This is a genomic window from Undibacterium sp. GrIS 1.2 (assembly GCF_040544435.1).
In the GTDB taxonomy this organism is placed as follows: Bacteria; Pseudomonadota; Gammaproteobacteria; order Burkholderiales; family Burkholderiaceae_D; genus Undibacterium.
Map to the genome: position 1 here is coordinate 48,236 of NZ_JBEONP010000012.1, position 15,668 is coordinate 63,903.

General features: G+C 45.6%; 16 protein-coding genes. 3 read left to right on the forward strand and 13 right to left on the reverse strand.

All coding sequences use genetic code 11. The features are described from left to right. The first annotated feature begins 22 nt into the window (after positions 1-22). From AAKU61_RS07185 to AAKU61_RS07195, 3 genes are read left to right on the forward strand one after another with little or no spacing between them, the layout of a single operon-like run. A complete protein-coding gene (locus tag AAKU61_RS07185) occupies positions 23-871 on the forward strand; it encodes an alpha/beta fold hydrolase (RefSeq protein ID WP_354330878.1) in 849 nt (282 codons plus the stop codon). Next, positions 868-1,005: a hypothetical protein gene (locus AAKU61_RS07190; RefSeq protein WP_503012590.1), complete on the forward strand. Its 138-nt coding sequence runs from the start codon at positions 868-870 to the stop codon at positions 1,003-1,005. Before AAKU61_RS07185 ends, AAKU61_RS07190 begins: the two co-directional genes overlap by 4 nt. Continuing rightward, positions 995-1,153: a hypothetical protein gene (locus AAKU61_RS07195; protein WP_354330880.1), complete on the forward strand. Its 159-nt coding sequence runs from the start codon at positions 995-997 to the stop codon at positions 1,151-1,153. The genes AAKU61_RS07190 and AAKU61_RS07195 overlap by 11 nt, the downstream gene beginning before the upstream one ends. A 240-nt stretch (positions 1,154-1,393) precedes the next feature. Here the strand turns inward: AAKU61_RS07195 and AAKU61_RS07200 are convergent, their stop codons facing one another. The 13 genes from AAKU61_RS07200 to AAKU61_RS07260 form a co-directional block, all read right to left on the reverse strand. Beyond that, positions 1,394-1,843, reverse strand: coding sequence for a hypothetical protein (locus tag AAKU61_RS07200; RefSeq protein ID WP_354330882.1), 450 nt, complete (start codon positions 1,841-1,843; stop codon positions 1,394-1,396). A gap of 21 nt (positions 1,844-1,864) precedes the next feature. After that, on the reverse strand, positions 1,865-2,962 hold the full coding sequence (gene zapE, locus AAKU61_RS07205; RefSeq protein WP_354330883.1) for a cell division protein ZapE: 1,098 nt from the start codon (positions 2,960-2,962) through the stop codon (positions 1,865-1,867). A gap of 80 nt (positions 2,963-3,042) precedes the next feature. Then, positions 3,043-4,470 carry a dihydrolipoyl dehydrogenase gene (gene lpdA, locus AAKU61_RS07210; protein ID WP_354330885.1) on the reverse strand — a complete coding sequence of 476 codons (1,428 nt, stop codon included), beginning with the start codon at positions 4,468-4,470 and terminating at the stop codon, positions 3,043-3,045. A 39-nt stretch (positions 4,471-4,509) separates the two neighbouring features. After that, positions 4,510-4,845: a PspC domain-containing protein gene (locus AAKU61_RS07215; RefSeq protein ID WP_322118993.1), complete on the reverse strand. Its 336-nt coding sequence runs from the start codon at positions 4,843-4,845 to the stop codon at positions 4,510-4,512. Between the two features lies 1 nt (position 4,846). After that, a complete protein-coding gene (gene odhB, locus AAKU61_RS07220) occupies positions 4,847-6,115 on the reverse strand; it encodes a 2-oxoglutarate dehydrogenase complex dihydrolipoyllysine-residue succinyltransferase (RefSeq protein WP_354330887.1) in 1,269 nt (422 codons plus the stop codon). Between the two features lie 105 nt (positions 6,116-6,220). Next, positions 6,221-9,076 carry a 2-oxoglutarate dehydrogenase E1 component gene (locus AAKU61_RS07225; RefSeq protein WP_322118995.1) on the reverse strand — a complete coding sequence of 952 codons (2,856 nt, stop codon included), beginning with the start codon at positions 9,074-9,076 and terminating at the stop codon, positions 6,221-6,223. Positions 9,077-9,353: 277 nt separating this feature from the next. Then, the gene (gene gltA, locus AAKU61_RS07230; RefSeq protein ID WP_354330889.1) at positions 9,354-10,661 is read right to left on the reverse strand and encodes a citrate synthase; all 1,308 of its coding nucleotides are present in this window, start codon (positions 10,659-10,661) and stop codon (positions 9,354-9,356) included. Positions 10,662-10,739: 78 nt separating this feature from the next. Then, positions 10,740-11,045, reverse strand: a complete 306-nt coding sequence (locus AAKU61_RS07235; protein WP_503012591.1) for an FAD assembly factor SdhE — start codon at positions 11,043-11,045, stop codon at positions 10,740-10,742. A gap of 133 nt (positions 11,046-11,178) precedes the next feature. Next, on the reverse strand, positions 11,179-11,889 hold the full coding sequence (locus AAKU61_RS07240; RefSeq protein ID WP_322118997.1) for a succinate dehydrogenase iron-sulfur subunit: 711 nt from the start codon (positions 11,887-11,889) through the stop codon (positions 11,179-11,181). 19 nt (positions 11,890-11,908) lie between these two features. Beyond that, positions 11,909-13,687: a succinate dehydrogenase flavoprotein subunit gene (gene sdhA, locus AAKU61_RS07245; protein WP_354330891.1), complete on the reverse strand. Its 1,779-nt coding sequence runs from the start codon at positions 13,685-13,687 to the stop codon at positions 11,909-11,911. A 2-nt stretch (positions 13,688-13,689) separates the two neighbouring features. Beyond that, a complete protein-coding gene (gene sdhD, locus AAKU61_RS07250; protein WP_354330893.1) occupies positions 13,690-14,058 on the reverse strand; it encodes a succinate dehydrogenase, hydrophobic membrane anchor protein in 369 nt (122 codons plus the stop codon). Continuing rightward, positions 14,059-14,466 carry a succinate dehydrogenase, cytochrome b556 subunit gene (sdhC, locus tag AAKU61_RS07255; protein WP_354330895.1) on the reverse strand — a complete coding sequence of 136 codons (408 nt, stop codon included), beginning with the start codon at positions 14,464-14,466 and terminating at the stop codon, positions 14,059-14,061. Positions 14,467-14,635: 169 nt separating this feature from the next. After that, positions 14,636-15,448 carry a GntR family transcriptional regulator gene (locus AAKU61_RS07260; protein WP_354330897.1) on the reverse strand — a complete coding sequence of 271 codons (813 nt, stop codon included), beginning with the start codon at positions 15,446-15,448 and terminating at the stop codon, positions 14,636-14,638. Positions 15,449-15,668: the final 220 nt, after the last annotated feature.

Consider the following 15,668-nt stretch of genomic DNA (forward strand, 5'->3'; position numbering starts at 1 on the left):
TTTTCAACCTGTGGATTCAATTATGCTATTACGCTTAACTCTCGCTTTCGTCGCATTCGCCATATCACTCAATACATATGCACAAAGCAGAATCGAAAAGATCAACAATCACAATATTGAAGTGTTGCAGATTGAGACTACCAAATCCAAAGCCATCGTCGTATTTGAAAACGGATCACGCGAAACTCTGGATAAGTGGAGCAAAGTTATTGAAGATATTAAAAACGAGGCGACCATATTTGCCTGCAACCGTCCCGGCTATGGCAAAAGTGATGAAACGGAAGCGCTACGTGATGGCCGAACGATTGTGGAAGAACTACGCAAGACTTTGCAACACCAAGGCTCAAAACCACCTTATCTGCTGGCTGGTCATTCATTAGGCGGGTTGTACATGCAACTATTTGCCCGGATGTATCCCCAGGACGTTGCGGGTGTTGTTCTGGTTGATGCCGTCTATCCTGGCGTCATCAAAAAAACTGCCGACTTCCCGCTTTATACCAGAATTGCCAAACGGATCTTTTTTAGTAAGGTAATTAATCAAGAGATAGACCAAATCTTCAATACCGGCGAAGAAGTTCTTGCATTACCATGGGCAAATAAAATTCCTGTAGAGCGACTGTTTAACGTCCCCAAATCAGCAGGCGCAATTGCTGTCGATTTCGGCGTTACTGATTCTGGCTCCAAACTAGCCGCTATGGTCGAGGGACTTTACCCAAACGCCAACACGACTATCGTCGATTCTGACCATCAAATACAAGTCGCCAATCCAGAGGTCGTTGTAGCAGCCATTCGTAGAATAATGACTGCAAAAGCGGTCAAGGAACCGATTGTCAAAACACAGTTAAACGGCACCAGAATCACCGTCTATTGAGTAATCGTGATGTGACAGCAATTCTGCTATCGGGCTTTTACCAGCAAGCAAACGAATCCGGCATAGTACGGTTTTGCTTTGCTAAGCAAGAGCAGACCTTGCAAGAGGCGCTGACTCGTTTGAGTGAGATTTGAATTTGCGCCTGAATTTGCGCCTGAATTTGCGCCTGAATTTGCGCCTGAATTTGCGCCTGAATTTGCGCCTGAATTCGCACCTGAATTCGCACCTGAATTCGCACCTGAATTCGCACCTGAATTCGCACCTAAGTTAGCATTGAATTAAACATTAGATTGGCGCTATAGCTGACGCCTAAACCGGCGTTTAGACAGCACATATACTTACCCATAGTATATTTTAACGTCCATGTTTATTATGGACATTGAGACTATTTTTGGCACATACTCCCCTTTTTTTAGATATTTTAGGGGATTTATTTATATTGATCTCGCTATTTAAGCAGCGCAACAATAACGCGGTATTCGGTGCCAACCCGGCAACACCATGCATTGCGCATTATCATTGCTATTGCTTTTTCTGCTCGTCCAACTGTTTTTGCTCATTTTTTAATTTCAACTCAGCATCTAGTTCTTCAATATGCTCTTTGCGTTTATAAGCTTTTGCTTCTACTGAGATACGCTGCAAAATAACAGAATGCTTGCGGCGACTAAGCTTGGCGTTGTCCAGACAAGAGTTGACGAAAAAACGTTCGTAACAGGTGTGTTGAGTGCGAATATACCAAGCTTGCAATTGTCTTTGGGTTGGCTCTACTTGGGCTAATGCGGCATCGGCAGCTTCGACGGTTTGAATGGCTTTTGGTGCATACGTCTGATCCAGTTTTCCGACAACACTAGCCAACTCATCTAGCGTCAAAGGTGGATCTTGTATCTGAGCAGAGGATACTGAGCAAAAACTGAATAAACCAATAGCCAGGACAGACGACAAATAAGTAAATCTGCGGTGAAACGGTGTCATAGATCAAGCTTTCAGAATAAGTTAAGTAAGAGTATCAGTACTGTGCCGCTGATCGGTTTCCATGTATTCACGCGATTGCATCTCGATAATACGCGATACGGTGCGGTGAAACTCATTCGATAATGTACCTTGTGTGTACAACTCTTCTGCAGGCACTTCAGCCGACATAATCAGCTTGACCTTGTTATCGTAAAACACATCAATCAACCAGGTAAAGCGACGTGCCTCAGACGACATTGCTGCCGACATGCGCGGAACCGAGGACAATATCACGGTATGAAAACGGCTGGCAATTTCAAGATAATCATTCTGCGAACGGGGGCCGCCACAAAGCGTGCTGAAATCAAACCACACCGCAGTACCGGCACGACGTAAGGCTTTGATGTCCCTGCCCTCAATATTGACTCTGGAGTCCTCATCTGCGGTGTCTGCCAGTTTGGCAAATGCTGTCCGTAACGCTTTATCGGTCGCTGCATTGAGCGGTGTAAGATAAGCATCAACCTGTTCCAGCGCACGCTTGCGGTAATCGTTACCCGAATCGACATTTAAGACATCCAGCTTGTCTTTCAATAACGCAATGGTGGGTAACATACGATCGCGATGCAGTCCGTCTGGATATAAAGTGTCGGGCTGATAGTTGGATGTCATGACAAATGAGACACCGTTTTCAAACAAGGCGTTCAGCAGATTGTATAGGAGCATGGCATCAGCCACGTCGGACACGTGGAACTCATCAAAGCAAATCAGACGGTATTTTTTAGCAATGCGACGTGCGACTTCATCCAGCGGATCTGCTACACCAGTCAACTCATCCAATTGCCGATGGACTGCACGCATAAATTCATGAAAGTGCTGACGAGTTTTACGCACAACTGGCACGACAGAATAAAAGCTATCCATCAAAAACGATTTGCCACGCCCTACCCCTCCCCACATATACACGCCGCGTGGTACATCGGGACGGGTGATCAAACGGGTGAACTTGTTGGCGCGCTTGGATTTGTATTCCACCCATTCATCATAGGATTGTTGCAGCCGATCGACTGCGAGTTGTTGTGCAGCATCCGCTTGAAAACCACGCTTGGTCAGGGCTTCTTGATAAAACTCTAGAACATTCATTTTTTACCGCTTAGGAATAAATACGCCGCTGAGAGGATATTTATCCCATCAGCGGCGTCATGTTCAAAAATCGTTCTGGACTAGAAGTTCAACGAACGTTTGTCTACTGCCAACGCCGCCTCTTTAGTCGCTTCCGACAAAGAAGGATGTGCGTGACAAATACGGGCGATATCTTCTGATGAGGCTTTAAATTCCATTGCTACAACAGCTTCTGCGATCAACTCCGATGCCATTGGACCGACAATGTGTACACCTAAGATTTCATCCGTCGTCGCATCCGCCAAGAATTTGACCATCCCGGACGTATCACCTAAAGCACGGGCGCGACCATTAGCCATAAATGGGAATGTGCCAGCTTTGTAAGCGACACCATCTGCCTTCAACTGTTGCTCGGTGCGACCAACCCAGGCGATCTCAGGTGAAGTATAAATAACCCAGGGAATCGTATTAAAGTTGACATGACCATGCTGACCAGCGATGCGCTCAGCAACTGCAACGCCTTCCTCTTCTGCCTTGTGTGCCAGCATAGGGCCACGCACGACGTCACCAACCGCCCAGACATTTGGCAAATTAGTTTTGCAATCACCATCAACCGCGATAAAACCACGCTCATCGAGTTTCAAACCAACGCCATCCGCATTCAAGCCGTTAGTGTTAGGTGTACGACCGATAGAGATGATCAATTTATCGAATACCGCTACATGTACAGTACCTTTGTCATCACTGTAATTGACGGTAACGTCGTTCTTACCTTTGACGATCTCGCCAATCTTTACGCCGAGATTGATGGACAAACCTTGTTTCACAAACAGTTTGTGCGCTTCTTTTGCGATTTGCTCATCCACTGCACCAAGGAAGGTTGGCAAAGCTTCTAACACAGTCACATCAGCACCCAGACGACGCCAGACGCTACCCATTTCCAAACCGATTACACCGGCACCGATGACGCCCAGTTTTTTCGGTACTGCTGGCAACTCTAAGGCGCCAGTGTTGGACAGAATCAATTCTTCATCAAACTCCGCACCCGGCAAAGCACGTGCATTAGAACCCGTCGCCAGAACGATATGCTTGCCAACGATGCTCTCTTCTGTTTTACCTACGACTTTGATTTCATAGCCGCCTTCAACTGCCTTGGTAAAAGACCCGTGACCGTGGAAAAACGTTACTTTGTTCTTCTTAAAGAGATACACAATACCGTCATTATTTTGCTTAACGATGGTGTTCTTACGTGCCAGCATTTGGCCGATGTTAAGCGCCAGGCCTTTGACTTCGATACCATGATCTGCAAAGGAATGGCCGGCATGCTCATAATGCTCGGATGATTGCAGCAAAGCTTTGGAAGGAATGCAACCAACATTGGTGCAGGTGCCGCCTAATGCTGGCGTACCTTTATCAGTACTCCATGCATCGATACATGCGGTGGAAAAACCGAGCTGTGCTGCACGGATCGCTGCTATATAGCCGCCAGGGCCGCCGCCGATAACGACGACATCAAATTGTTTACTCATGAATATTTTCCTGATGTGTTCAGATTGTGTTCGCTCTATTTATTCTTCTTCCGGGATAAATATCCATGCAAGGATATAAGCCACCAGACCAGAACCAAAATAGAAAGTGAACATAACGAAAAGCAAACGCCAGATCCAGGATTCGACTCCGGTAAGTTTGCCAAGACCACCACAAATGCCACCTAGCCATTGATCTTTTCTGGACCGGCGGAACTGATTTAATTGATTGATCGTTTGATCAGTGCCAGACCATGATTGTTCAGCACTTTCATTCGACGCCAGCAACTTAGCCTTGGCTTGCGCGAATTCGGCATCAGTCAGTGCGCCCGACTGATGTAGTTCGTGCAGACGTTTGATTTCGTCAGCGAAGTTCATATTACAGATCTAGCAACAAGCGAGCTGGATCTTCCAATGCTTCTTTCATTGCGACCAAACCTAAAACTGCTTCGCGGCCGTCAATGATACGGTGGTCGTAAGACATCGCAAGATAGTTCATCGGGCGGATTACAATTTGACCGTTTTCAACAACAGCACGGTCTTTAGTTGCATGCACACCTAAGATTGCGGATTGCGGTGGATTAATAATCGGTGTGGACAACATCGATCCGAAAGTACCACCGTTGGAGATGGAGAACGTACCGCCAGTCAAATCTTCCAGTGTCAGTTTGCCGTCTTTGGCTTTTGCACCAAATTCACCAATTTTCTTCTCAATCTCAGCAATCGACATTTGATCCGCATTGCGCAAGATAGGTACCACTAAACCACGTGGGGAACCGACTGCAATACCGATATCAAAATAGCCGTGGTACACGATGTCATTGCCATCAACAGAAGCATTAATAACCGGATATTTTTTCAAAGCAGCAACGGCAGCTTTGACGAAGAAAGACATAAAACCCAGCTTAACGCCATGTTCTTTTTCAAATTTGTCTTTGTACTTATTGCGCAATTCCATGACTGGTGCCATGTTGACTTCATTGAAGGTCGTCAAAATTGCATTCATCGATTGAGATTGCAACAAGCGCTCTGCAATACGGGCGCGCAAACGGCTCATTGGCACGCGCTCTTCAGGGCGATCACCTAAGTTCATTGCCGGCGCATTGACTTGCTGCAAAGCTGGCTTGCTTGCAACCGGTGCTGCGATTGGCGCAACTACTGGTGCGGTCGCTGCAACGGCAGGTTTTGCAACTGCGGCTAAGGCGTCGCCTTTGGTAACGCGACCGTCTTTGCCTGTGCCATCAATTGCACTGGCAGACATATTGTTTTCAGAGAGAATTTTTGCAGCAGCTGGCATTGCAACACCGGCAGATTTAGCAGCAAGACTATTGATTGCATCAGTTACTGGATCAGTTGTTAAAGCAACTGGGAGTGCGGTGACTTGGAGCGGACTAACCTTGGCAGATGCGTCAGTATCCAAAATGGCGATGATTTCACCAGCGACGACGGTACTACCGTCTGGTTTGATGATTTGAGTAATGATACCGGCTTCTGGCGCAGGTAACTCCAGAACAACTTTATCCGTTTCTACATCAATCAAATTCTCGTCACGCTCGACGGACTCACCAACTTTTTTATGCCATGTGAGCAAAGTTGCCTCTGCAACTGACTCGGATAACTGCGGTACTTTTACTTCGATAATTGCCATGTTTTTTCTCCGTTTCGGATATCTGTTGGGCGCAGCAGCTTCTGCTGCGCCACGGATCACTAATTGATTTATGCGTAATGAATATGCACAGTCAATACAAGATCGTTATTTAGTCAGGACGTAGCCTTTGAGTTTAGAAAATGCCGTATCCAGCAATGCTTTTTGTTGTGCGTAGTGCTTGTCGTAGTAACCTACAGCAGGCGATGCGCTAGCTGGACGACCGGCATATGCCAGTTTTTGACCTTCATCCAGACTTTCAAAAATATTGTGCTGAATCTGGAACCAAGGTCCCTGATTTTGCGGCTCATCTTGTGCCCAAACCAATTCAGCCAATTGTGGGAATTTTTTCAACTCAGCTGAGAAGCTCTTATGTGGGAACGGATATAACTGCTCCACACGGATAATCGCCGTATCAGTCTGACCACGCTCTTTACGTGCATTGACCAGATCGTAGTAAACCTTGCCTGAACAAGCGATCACACGCTTCACTTTTTTGGCATCGATCTTGTCATCCACTTCGCCAATCACTGTATGGAAACTGCCTTTTGCTAATTCAGACAACGGAGACCCCGCATCTTTATTACGCAGCAAGGACTTCGGCGTCATGATGACCAAAGGCTTACGGAACTGACGGATCATCTGACGACGCAAGAGATGGAAAATTTGCGCAGCATTCGTCGGCTGAACTACTTGCATATTATTGTCAGCGCACAACTGTAAGAAACGTTCAGGACGTGCAGATGAATGCTCTGGACCTTGGCCTTCGTAACCATGCGGCAACATCAGCACCAAACCAGAAGCACGACCCCATTTCACTTCGCCGGAGCTGATGAATTGGTCGATAACAACTTGAGCACCGTTAGCGAAATCGCCGAATTGCGCTTCCCAGATTGTCAATGTATTTGGTTCTGCAGTGGAATAACCATATTCAAATGCCAATACAGCTTCTTCTGACAATACAGAATCAATCACGACGAATGGAGCTTGCTTGTCTGAAATGTTTTGCAAAGGAATATAAGTACCTGCATCCCAACGCTCACGATTTTGATCATGCAAAACCGCGTGGCGATGTACAAATGTACCGCGACCGGCATCTTGACCCGTCAAACGAATTGCATAACCAGACGCAACTAAAGATGCATAGGCAAGATGCTCGCCCATACCCCAGTCAAGATTTAATTCACCGCGACCCATGGTTGCGCGGTCGCCCAGAACTTTTTCAACCAGACTATGCGGCTTGAAGCTTTCTGGTACCGTCGTAATACGCTCAGCTAAACGCTTCAACTCAGAAAGAGGTACTGCTGTATCTGCTGCATCAGTCCATTTACGGTTTAGGAAAGGAATCCAATCCACTGCATATTTGTTCTTGAAGTTGGAGATGACCGGATCAACCGTATGCTTACCTGCATCCATAGCATCACGGAAAGCCTTGACCATCGTATCGCCACCATCAGCTGGGATCGTACCTTGCGCTGCCAATTTATCGGCGTACATTTTACGAGTACCAGGGTGCTGAGCAATTTTTTTATACATCAGAGGCTGCGTCAGCGCTGGTGTATCTTGCTCGTTGTGACCTAGCTTGCGGTAGCAAATAATATCAACAACGACATCCTTCTTGAACTCCATACGGTAGTCCAAAGCGATCTGCGTTGCCAGAACAACGGCTTCAGGATCATCTGCATTGACGTGCAATACAGGTGCCTCAATCATTTTTACGACGTCGGAACAATACAAAGTAGAACGGGAATCGCGCGGATCAGATGTGGTAAAACCAATCTGATTGTTGATCACGATATGCACCGTTCCGCCAGTACCATAACCACGTGTTTGCGCGAGGTTCAGCGTTTCCATGACAACGCCTTGCCCTGCAAACGCAGCATCACCGTGGACTAAGATTGGCAAAACTTGAGAACCATCCTTGTCGCCACGACGCTCCATACGCGCCTTAACCGAACCCTCAACTACTGGATTAACGATTTCAAGATGGGATGGATTGAATGCAAGGGACAAATGGACTGGTCCGCCCGGAGTGGAAATATCTGATGAGAAGCCTTGGTGGTATTTAACGTCACCTGCTGGCAGATCGTCACCATGTTTGCCTTCAAATTCAGCAAACAAATCTTGTGGCATCTTACCCAGAGTATTGACCAGCACGTTCAAACGACCACGATGCGCCATACCGATAACGATCTCTTCAACACCACGTTCACCGGCACGTTGAATAGTCTCATCCATGGAGGCGATAAAACTCTCACCACCTTCAAGTGAGAAACGTTTTTGACCAACGTAACGAGTATGAAGGTAGCGCTCTAAACCTTCTGCTGCGGTCAAGCGATCAAGAATATGTTTTTTCTTTTCAGCGGAAAAACTTGGAGTCGAACGAATGGACTCCAGCTTTTGTTGTAACCAACGCTTTTCAGTTGGGTCGCTGATATACATAAATTCAGCACCGATCGAACGACAATAAGTATCGCGCAAAGAATTCAGCAAATCGCGCAATGATGCGGTTTCTGGCCCAAAATAAGTATTGCTAATATTGAACTGGATATCCATATCAGCGTCTGTAAAGCCATAAAAACTAGCTTCAAGTTCTGGGATATTAGGGCGTTCTTGGCGTTGCAAAGGATCCAAATTCGCCCAGTGGCTACCTAAGAAGCGATAGGCAGCAATCAATTGCTGTGCAGCGACACGTTTACGACCCATTTCGGCGTCGGCACTCGCACTGACTGTACGAATAGGACCTTGTTTGGCTCGCTCAGCAAACGAAGCAATCACAGGTGCGTGCGCTACGTCCGGTTTACTTGAGCCATCGACCGCAGGAACGTTTTGCATCGCGTCAAAATACGCGCGCCAGTTATCAGGAACAGATCCGGGATTGTTTAGATACGCTTCGTAAAGTTCTTCTACGTACGGCGCGTTGCCGCCGAACAAATACGAGTTAGCGTTATATTGTTGCATCATCTTGCTCACCTTTCTTCGCGTTTCGCGAGATTAGCGGGTTAATCTAACCTTCCGCGACACGGCCTGACCGGTTAGCGGATTGCACATCAAGTTGTGGGGAAGGGCTGGTTTCTAACTACTCCACTTTTAAATCAAAACTGTCATTCGTATATTTAAAAAAATAACTTTTTTGAATTAAAAATGAATTTACATCTAAAAATCTACTTACTAACTGAAGCATAGCATATTTAATGTAAAAAAAAACGAGTCTAGCTGACTCGCTTTTTTTCAATACCAACTATCCACGCTGATCAATGGGCAATACGGTACGCGTCTGAGATCCGACAAATAATTGACGTGGTCGACCAATTTTTTGCTCTGGATCAGAAATCATTTCTTTCCACTGCGCGATCCAGCCAACTGTACGAGCCAAGGCAAAAATACCCGTAAATAAGGACGTCGGAATACCGAGTGCACGTTGGACGATGCCGGAATAGAAATCGACATTTGGATACAATTTACGAGAAACGAAGTATTCATCTTCCAGCGCAATTTTTTCTAACGCCATCGCAAGTTTAAACAATGGATCATCTTGCAAACCGAGTTCTTGCAGTACTTCATAGCAAGTTTCACGCATTAATTTAGCACGTGGATCATAGTTTTTATAAACACGATGACCGAAGCCCATCAACTTTACACCAGAGTTTTTATCTTTTACTTGGGCGATAAATTCAGAAATATTATCAACGCTTCCAATCTCTTCTAGCATGCTCAAAGCTGCTTCATTAGCACCGCCGTGTGCAGGGCCCCACAAACAAGCAATACCAGCAGCGATACACGCAAATGGGTTTGCTCCAGACGAACCCGCTAGACGAACTGTGGAAGTAGATGCATTTTGCTCGTGATCAGCATGCAATATCAAAATACGATCTAAAGCACGAACCAAAACTTCATTTACCTTATATGGCTCACATGGCGTAGAGAACATCATGTGCATGAAGTTAGCGCTATATGACAAGTCATTACGAGGATAAACAAAAGGCTGCCCAATGGAATACTTATAAGCCATAGCAACAAGAGTTGGCATTTTTGCGATCAAACGAATTGCAGATACTTCACGGTGACGCGGATTATTAATATCGAGGGAATCGTGGTAGAACGACGCTAAAGCGCCTACTGTGCCCACCAGAACAGACATCGGATGTGCATCACGACGGAAGCCGCGGAAGAAAAATTGCATCTGCTCGTGCACCATAGTGTGATTCGTTACAGTAGCAACAAATTCAGCCTTTTGCTCAACTGTTGGCAACTCACCGTTCAATAGCAGGAAACAAGTTTCTAAAAAATCACCACCATTAACCGCTAGTTGTTCAATGGGGTAGCCGCGATACAGCAGTTCGCCTTTGTCGCCATCAATGTAAGTAATCGACGAGTTACATGCTGCCGTTGACATGAAGCCTGGATCATAAGTAAACATCCCTGTTGCGCCATACAATTTACGGATATCGATTACGTCAGGACCAACTGTACCTTTGTAAATTGGCATTTCTAATGATGCAGAACCATCAGAGAAAGATAGTGTGGCTTTTGTATCAGAATTCGTCATGGCTCTTCCTTCAACATAGAGTTGAGTCGTTAATCAAAAAAACGAGAGAAAATTTTTATCAATAAATCTCTATCAACATCAGGCAATCTGCAAGCGAGCCAAAAGTGCGTGCACGTGCGGCAAATCAACTTCAGCTTCTGGTTGCTTTTTAGCCAGAATAAGGTCCATCAAAGTATTATCAGGCAATTCCATCAATCGACCAAAAGCATCCACTTCATCATCTGTAAGAGATGTCTCATGTAAATCTAAAAAACGAGTGAGTATGAGATCATTTTCCAAAAGACCGCGTCTGGAGCGCCACCTTAGGCGAGCTCGTTTTACGGGGTCACTTTGATGGGATACGATTTTAGTTTCAGACATAATTGCTTTCAATACTGAATTCATATTTCATGCAATTCTTGAGACTGCCGTTTGAAGCAAAACAAAAATTACATAAAATAAGAGCTCCAAATTCAACATTCGTGGAACAACGAACTTGTAGCTCTCGATTGTTTTACTCGATTAAATTCTGCAACGACTAGACAGCTCGCCTAACCATTAACTCTTTAATCTTGCCAATCGCCCTGGTCGGATTAAGACCCTTAGGGCAAACATCAACGCAATTCATGATCGTGTGGCATCGAAACAAACGATACGGATCTTCTAGGTTATCCAAGCGCTCATTTGTCGCCTCATCGCGTGAATCTGCGATAAAACGATAGGCTTGCAATAAACCGGCAGGGCCAACGAATTTGTCTGGATTCCACCAAAACGAAGGGCAAGATGTAGAGCAGCAAGCACACAAAATGCATTCATACAAGCCATCTAATTCTTCACGTTCTGCAGGCGTTTGCAGGCGCTCTTTTTCAGGCGGAATCGACTCGTTCATCAAATATGGTTTGATGGAGTTGTATTGCTTGAAGAATTGCGTCATGTCCACGATCAGATCACGAATGACTGGCAAACCGGGTAAAGGACGCAAAACAATAGGCTCAGTCAACTCGTTCAAATTAGTGGTACAAGCCAAGCCATTTTTTCCATTAATATTCATTGCATCTGAACCACACACACCTTCGCGGCATGAACGACGCAAGGCAAGAGAATCATCAACGTCAGCTTTGATACGTTGCAATGCATCCAGCAACATTTTGTCTGTGTCTTGCAGCTCAACTGTAAGGTCTTGCATGTAAGGCTTTGCATCCTTGTCAGGATCGTAGCGATAAATTTTAAATTTGAGTGTACGTGCCATTTTATTCTCTTCGCAATTCTTAGAAAGTACGTGCTTTAGGCTTGAAGGTCTCTACAGTCAGCGGCTTGGTAACAACTGGTTTGTAATCCAGACGATTAGCCTCCGAATACCATAGCGTGTGTTTCATCCAATTTTCATCGTCGCGCTTCTCATAATCACGATGCGCATGAGCACCACGCGACTCTTTGCGTGCAGCAGCAGATGTGATAGTTGCTTTTGCGGTTTCAATCAAATTATCCAATTCTAAGGCTTCAACACGCGCTGTATTAAACACCTTAGATTTGTCTTTGAACGAGACGTGCTTACGACGTTCATCCAACTCCATGATTTCCTTGACGCCCTCTTGCAGCAACTCATCAGTACGGAATACGCCACAGTGGTACTGCATTGTTTTACGAATCGCATTCGCGACGTCCTGTACACGCTCGGTACCCGTGCTAGTTTCCAGTTTGGCCAAACGAGATAATGCAAGATCTGCTGCATCCGCTGGCAGATCCTTATTGCTGCGAGCCTTCAAATTGCTGGCAACGATATGATTACCTGCTGCGCGACCAAATACTAGTAAGTCCAACAGCGAATTGGTACCTAAACGATTAGCGCCATGCACTGAAACGCATGCACACTCACCAATCGCATATAAACCATTCACTATTTCATTAGGGTTACCGTTTTTAGGGGCAACAACCTGACCGTAAATATTAGTTGGAATACCACCCATTTGATAATGGATAGTTGGCACTACCGGGATCGGTTCTTTGGTCGCATCAACGTTAGCAAACTTATGTGCGATCTCCAGAATCGATGGCAATCGTTTCTGAATGGTATCCGCTCCGATATGACGCAAATCCAGCATAACGTGATCTTTATTTGGACCGCAACCGCGACCTTCTTTTATTTCCTGATCCATAGAACGGGAAACGAAATCGCGAGGAGCAAGATCTTTTAGTGTCGGTGCATAACGCTCCATGAAACGCTCGCCCTGGCTATTGACCAGAATACCTCCTTCACCACGGACGCCCTCTGTAATCAAAACGCCAGCACCGGCAACACCAGTTGGATGGAATTGCCAGAATTCCATATCTTCCAGAGGCAAACCAGCGCGTGCGGCCATACCCATACCGTCACCAGTATTGATAAATGCATTCGTTGAGGCAGCCCAGATACGACCTGCACCTCCGGTTGCAAAGATGGTTTGCTTGGCTTCTAACATCATCACTTCGCCAGTTTCCATTTCCAAGGCAACTACGCCCAAGACATCTCCATCAGCATCACGAATTAAATCAATTGCCATCCACTCGACGAAGAAATGAGTACGAGCACGAACGTTACGCTGATACAAAGTGTGCAATAACGCGTGACCAGTACGATCTGCAGCCGCACATGCGCGCTGTACTGGTTTTTCACCGAAATTTGCAGTGTGGCCGCCAAACGGGCGCTGGTAAATAGTGCCATCAGCGTTACGATCAAATGGCATACCGAAATGTTCTAACTCATAAACTACTTTAGGTGCTTCACGGCACATAAATTCAATTGCATCTTGGTCGCCCAAATAATCTGATCCTTTTACGGTATCAAACATATGCCAGTACCAATTATCCTCGGACATATTACCTAGTGATGCGCCAATACCACCTTGTGCCGCAACTGTGTGCGAACGCGTCGGAAATACTTTAGACAATACAGCGACGTTCAGGCCAGCTTCTGCCAATTGCAAGGAAGCACGCATGCCAGAGCCACCTGCGCCAACGATCACCGCATCGAAGCGGCGGGATGGAATTGCGGGTTTGATTGCTGCCACGGTTATACTCTCCACAAAATCTGTGCCGCATATCCGACACAAGCGATCAGCCACAAAATAGTGGCGACTTGAAACACCAGACGCAATGCAACGCTGTGCGTCACATAATCCATCCAGATATCACGCATACCTACCCAAGCGTGATAAAACAAACACATAAAGACAGCAAAAGTCGCCAACTTAAACCACTGTTGCGCGAAAATACCTGCCCAGCCTGCATAACTAAAGTCGTTTGCCGTTAAAAACAACCCAAGTAACAACAGGGTATAGAGCGCCATTACGATAGCTGTGACACGTTGCGCCAACCAATCGCGCAAACCATAATGCGCACCAGTGACAAACCGATTAGGCCCAATATTGTTATTTGCCATTTAAAATACTCCAAATAATTTAAGAGCAATCAAAGCAGCCAAAGACAGGCTCACCGCGAATACACCAACGGCAGATTGACGTGCAGAGTCTTTATTCAATCCAACATGAAAATCCATGAACAAATGACGAATACCAGCACAAAAATGGTGCAAATAAGCCCACGACAGCGCCAAAATAATCAATTTAACAAAAATACCCGAAGTGAAATTTTTAAGCACTGCAAATGACAGTTCTGAAGTAATGCTTTTATCCAATAAATACAAAATGAATGGTAAGAGCAAAAACATCAGCATTCCGCTTGCGCGGTGCAGAATAGAAACGAATCCAGCTAGTGGCAGCCGATATCCTGTGGCATCAATCAGCCGCATCACCCCGTAGCGAGGTTTGGCTTTTACTACTTCAGACATAAATAATCTCCCCATTAACTAGTCTGTACATGAACTTTATAATTTTCGCCTATTTTGGTGCATTGCACCAACCAAAAAGACATTTTGCTACAAAATAGTCATATTTTACTGCGAAATCTGAATACGTATTTTGACACGTAATGCCAATAATCGTCTTAGATGACCCGCATTAACTCAGTTCATTACGATAATGGTGCTGGTCGGTCAGATAGAGCCCACGTCGTAACTCGACAGGCTTATCGCCATAGGTAAACGAAATTCGTTCCACCTTTAACAAAGGTGCACCAACATCTAACTGAAGCAAATTAGCGGAAACCTCATCAGCACAAACCGCTCGAATTTCTTCGGACGCTCGGATCATGTGAGTACCAAACTCAGTTTCAAATAAACCGTACATCGGGCCTTTGTATTCATTAAGGCGCTCAGCAGTCAATCCCTTAAAGATCACCCCTGGCAACCACAATTCATCCAAAATGGTGGGTACGTTAGAAAAAGATTGAACTCTGCGGATAAACACAACAGAGTCACCTGACTTGATATCTAGTGCACGCGCAACATCAGCTGGTGCACGGAGCCGCTTGACCTCGATAATTCTGTTCTCAGGATAATGTGGAATGCCAACATCTGGCACCAAGCGCAAAAAACGGAATTGGGAACGCGCCTCATGATGAGTTGCGACAAATGTACCCTTCCCCTGTCTGCGTACAACCAAATTTTCTGCAGATAGCTCATCGATCGCCTTGCGAACAGTACCCTGACTTACCTTAAAACGACTAGCCAATTCCATCTCACTAGGGATCAACTCACCAGGCTTCCACTCGCCCGACTGCAAACTCTGTGTAATCAAAGCTTTAATTTGCTGATATAAAGGGCTAAAAGTAGGAGATGCGCCAGATGTCACATAACCAGGCGCAGCAACACCTACAGTCGAGCTATTAGGATTATTACCCTGATTATTGGCGGTTGGCACAGTAGAATTCATAGACCACAATTTCACCACAGAAAGTAGCATTCCGTCCACAACAAATTAACAAGTAATATGTCTTATATAAGACATAAGATATTGATTGACACTTCGTTCCAGCCAACCTAAACTCCCGTACGAACGAGTTGACAAGAACCAACACCAAAGTCGTCAAGCAGTATTAGTTCTTATAGATTCAAAGTAAAGTAGAAATCCACAAACACCGTAGATTGATATA

Excerpts from the sequence above, each read along its gene's own strand:
- AAKU61_RS07215 (WP_322118993.1), bottom strand. The coding sequence starts at position 4,845 with ATGAACTTCGCTGACGAAATCAAACGTCTGCACGAACTACATCAGTCG.
- gltA (WP_354330889.1), bottom strand. The coding sequence starts at position 10,661 with ATGACGAATTCTGATACAAAAGCCACACTATCTTTCTCTGATGGTTCT.
- sdhD (WP_354330893.1), bottom strand. The coding sequence starts at position 14,058 with ATGGCAAATAACAATATTGGGCCTAATCGGTTTGTCACTGGTGCGCAT.
- odhB (WP_354330887.1), bottom strand. The coding sequence starts at position 6,115 with ATGGCAATTATCGAAGTAAAAGTACCGCAGTTATCCGAGTCAGTTGCA.
- AAKU61_RS07260 (WP_354330897.1), bottom strand. The coding sequence starts at position 15,448 with ATGAATTCTACTGTGCCAACCGCCAATAATCAGGGTAATAATCCTAAT.
- sdhC (WP_354330895.1), bottom strand. The coding sequence starts at position 14,466 with ATGTCTGAAGTAGTAAAAGCCAAACCTCGCTACGGGGTGATGCGGCTG.
- AAKU61_RS07240 (WP_322118997.1), bottom strand. The coding sequence starts at position 11,889 with ATGGCACGTACACTCAAATTTAAAATTTATCGCTACGATCCTGACAAG.
- AAKU61_RS07200 (WP_354330882.1), bottom strand. The coding sequence starts at position 1,843 with ATGACACCGTTTCACCGCAGATTTACTTATTTGTCGTCTGTCCTGGCT.
- AAKU61_RS07235 (WP_503012591.1), bottom strand. The coding sequence starts at position 11,045 with ATGAATTCAGTATTGAAAGCAATTATGTCTGAAACTAAAATCGTATCC.
- lpdA (WP_354330885.1), bottom strand. The coding sequence starts at position 4,470 with ATGAGTAAACAATTTGATGTCGTCGTTATCGGCGGCGGCCCTGGCGGC.
- AAKU61_RS07185 (WP_354330878.1), top strand. The coding sequence starts at position 23 with ATGCTATTACGCTTAACTCTCGCTTTCGTCGCATTCGCCATATCACTC.
- AAKU61_RS07225 (WP_322118995.1), bottom strand. The coding sequence starts at position 9,076 with ATGATGCAACAATATAACGCTAACTCGTATTTGTTCGGCGGCAACGCG.
- zapE (WP_354330883.1), bottom strand. The coding sequence starts at position 2,962 with ATGAATGTTCTAGAGTTTTATCAAGAAGCCCTGACCAAGCGTGGTTTT.